Source organism: Streptomyces sp. NPDC087440 (genome assembly GCF_044744005.1).
Lineage (GTDB): Bacteria > Actinomycetota > Actinomycetes > Streptomycetales > Streptomycetaceae > Streptomyces.
The window spans coordinates 1-3,697 of the sequence record NZ_JBIUXN010000053.1 but is presented as its reverse complement, the minus strand read 5'-3'; the positions used below and the strand labels follow the sequence as shown (position 1 = coordinate 3,697).

At 68.8% G+C, this 3,697-nt stretch carries 2 protein-coding genes; both read right to left on the bottom strand.

All coding sequences use genetic code 11. From position 1 onward, the window contains the following. Positions 1 to 168 precede the first annotated feature (168 nt). Complete coding sequence (locus ACIO3O_RS42645) at positions 169 to 2,208, bottom strand: FAD-dependent oxidoreductase (RefSeq protein ID WP_401756411.1); 2,040 nt, start codon at positions 2,206 to 2,208, stop codon at positions 169 to 171. Between the two features lie 157 nt (positions 2,209 to 2,365). Next, positions 2,366 to 3,262, bottom strand: a complete 897-nt coding sequence (locus tag ACIO3O_RS42640) for a hypothetical protein (RefSeq protein ID WP_401756408.1) — start codon at positions 3,260 to 3,262, stop codon at positions 2,366 to 2,368. Between the last annotated feature and the right edge of the window lie 435 nt (positions 3,263 to 3,697).

Here is a 3,697-nt window from a genome sequence, read left to right as displayed (position 1 = left end):
CGCCTTGGGCGGCGGGGCCGCCCCCCGGGGGCGGGACGGGCGGGCAAGGGGGCGGCCCCTCCCGCTCCCGGCCCACCCGGGTGCCGCCCCTGGCCGAGCACCTGCGCCGGGTGCACGCCACCGCCGGCCCCCCGGCGTCGGGGGCCGGCCACCGCTCTGGCCCGCCCCCTACAACCCCGCCCCCACCTCCACCCCCCTCTTGATCGCCCTCTTCGCATCCAACTCCGCCGCCACATCCGCCCCACCAATCAGATGCGCCCGAACCCCGTCCGCCACCAACCCCTCGTACAGATCCCGCCGCGACTCCTGCCCCGTACACAGCACCACCGAATCCACCTCCAGCACCCGCCGCTCGCCCCCGACCACCACATGCACCCCCGCATCATCAATCCGCTCGTACGTCACCCCAGCCACCATCTCCACCCCCCGCTTCGCCAGCTCGGCCCGGTGAATCCACCCCGTGGTCTTCCCCAGCCCGGCCCCGACCTTCGTCTCCTTCCGCTGCAACAGATGCACGACCCGCGCCGACTTCGCCCGCTCGGCCACCCGCAGCCCACCCCGCCCCTCGTACTCCACATCCACCCCCCACTGCCGGAAGAAGACCTCCGGCGACAACGACGCCCCCTCACCCGCATCCGTCAGGAACTCCGCCACGTCGAACCCGATCCCCCCGGCCCCGAGGACCGCCACCCGCTCCCCGACCTCGACCTCGCCCCGCAGCACCTCCAGGTACCGCACGACGCTCGGATGCCCGACCCCCTCGATCTCCGGCACCCTCGGTGTCACCCCGGTCGCCACGACCACCTCGTCGTACGCGTCCTCCCGCAGCTCCTCCGCGGTGACCACGGCCCCCAACCGCACCTCGACCCCGCACTCCGCCAACCGATTCCGGAAGTACCGCAGCGTCTCGTCGAACTCCTGCTTCCCCGGCACCCGCCGCGCCACGTTCAACTGCCCGCCGATCTCCCCAGCGGCATCGAACAGGGTCACCGCATGCCCCCGCTCGGCAGCCGTCACCGCACACGCGAGCCCCGCCGGCCCCGCTCCCACCACGGCCACCTGCTTCCGCAGCCGCGTCGGCGCGAGCACCAGCTCCGTCTCGTGACAGGCCCGCGGATTCACCAGACACGACGTGATCTTCCCGCTGAAGGTGTGGTCGAGACAGGCCTGATTGCACCCGATGCACGTATTGATTGAGGCGGCCCGCCCCTCCCGCGCCTTCGCCACGAACTCCGGGTCCGCCAGGAACGGCCGCGCCAGCGACACCAGATCCGCGAAGCCCCCCGCCAGCAGCTCCTCCGCCAGCTCCGGCGTATTGATGCGATTCGTCGTCACGAGCGGAATCCCCACCGCCCCCATGACCTTCTTCGTCACCCACGCGAACGCCCCGCGCGGCACCGTCGTCGCGATGGTCGGAATCCGCGCCTCGTGCCACCCGATCCCGGTGTTGATGATGTTCGCCCCGGCCGCCTCCACCGCCTTCGCGAGCTGGACGACCTCCTCGAAACTCGACCCACCCGGCACCAGATCCAGCATCGACAGCCGGTAGATCAGCACGAACTCGGGCCCCACCCGCTCCCGCACCCGCCGCACGATCTCCAGCGGGAACCGCACCCGGTTCTCGTACGACCCACCCCACCGATCACCCCTCTTATTGGTGTGCTCGGCGATGAACTCATTGATCAGATACCCCTCCGACCCCATGATCTCGACCCCGTCGTACCCCGCCTCCTGCGCCAGCCCCGCCGCCCGCACGAAGTCCTCGACGGTCTCCTCGACCTCCGCGTCACTCATCTCGTGCGGTACGTACGGACTGATCGGCGCCTGCAACGCACTCGGCGCCACCAAATCCGGGTGGTACGCGTACCGCCCGAAGTGCAGGATCTGCATCGCGATCCGCCCACCCGCCGCGTGCACGGCATCCGTGATGACCCGGTGCTCCGCCGCCTCCTCCGAGTTCGTCAGCTTCGCGCCCCCCGGATACGGCCGCCCCCGGTCATTCGGCGCGATCCCCCCGGTCACCATGAGCCCGACCCCACCCCGGGCCCGCTCGGCATAGAACGCGGCCATCCGCTCGAACCCGTTCTCCGCCTCTTCCAACCCCACGTGCATGGACCCCATGACCACGCGATTCGGCAGCGTGACGAACCCCAGATCCAACGGGGCCAACAGATGCGGGTACTGACTCGACGGGCTCGACTGGCTCATCCGACGCCTCCATACGCTCACACGACGACTCTTATGCAACTAGTTGCATAATAGAGTCCATCTGTACGCCTACGAGATGAGCGCTGAGTCACATCAGTGCCGCCCGAAGGCGGACCGTGGCCCCGGGCGGCACTGACGCGAGTTCCGAGGAACCGGCCTACTCCTCGACGAAGATCTCCTCGGCGGCGGAAACGGTCCAGGCGAGCTCCGCCCACCGGCCCAGCACCTCCAGGTCCCGGCAGGAGGCGATACGTTCCCGGGTCGCCACCGAGGGCTCCAGGCCGCGCCGCTCAAGCACCGTGCACACCATCCGAGCCCGCTCCACCGCCTGCCCTTCCTCGCGGCCTTCCTCGCGCCCCTCCTCGCGGGTCCGCCGAGCAGCCTCGGAGCGGAAGAAGATATTGAGGGTGTCCATCATTTTCCTCCAGGTCTGCTGAGCCGACGCGTCCGCCAGGCCGGCCTCGACGTACTCGGCGTAGATCACGGCTTCGTTCGGGTCCAGCTCGTCCAGGGCTTCGGCCAGTGATGTGAGTATGGCAGCGACGCCCGGATCGTTACCATGCGTGATCGCCGCGAACACGGCCAGCGGAACGTTGCTCCGCACCTGCTCCGGTTCGACCATCACCGGAACGTTGTCAGGCCCCAGTACCAGCGGCCTGACGATCACGGACGGCATACCCGGCAGCCCGAACTCAATCGGCTTCGCCGCCCACCGGGCGGTGGCCCGGTCGTGGCACAGGACCAACAGCACGGGTTGGCCGTCGTACTTGTCCAGCAGGTACGCCAGGTAGTACGCCCAGCTGCGCCGTTTGCGCTCGGCCGGGCGGCCCTGCGACTCCAGGATGACGAAGTAGGGGTCCCCCTTCGTTTCAATGCGCAGGATCGTGTCCGCGCGGCGTTCGATCGCCTCGATCTCGGTCAGGTCCACATTGACCGGCTCGATCTTCTGGTAGGCGGGGAAGTCGACGCCCAGTAGCTCCTGGAGGGCGTCGATCAGCAGCCCGGTGTCCCGTTGGAACACCTTGTGCAGGGATTCGTGGTGAGCAGAGACCATGGCGGGGACGCTAGGGCGCGCAGGGCAAGTGCCCTTGGCAATTGCCAGACCATCACCCGAACGAGGTACCCGCACGAGCGATGCACCCTGCCCCTGCGTCCTGCCAGGGCGGGAGCAGGCAGCTCTCTTCGGGGTGGCAGGGGGCTGACCAGCAACGTCCGGACCGGTCGGACCGGCGAGACGGTGAGGCACGAGCTCCGGTTTGACGCGGACCCCGTGCTTCCGTAAGGTTCTGCGGGTTGTCCTATGTGAGTACCGGTCCTCGACCGGCCCAGGGGCAGCCATTCCGCAGAAACCATGACCAATGAGCCCGACGCCTGTCGCGCCCATTTTCATGCGCTTTTGCGAAATGAGGAATCCGCGTTCGAGAGGACGCCCCCGATTGGCATCGGGGCCCAGGAATCCGCTAATGTCTCACTCGTCGGAACGGCCCAA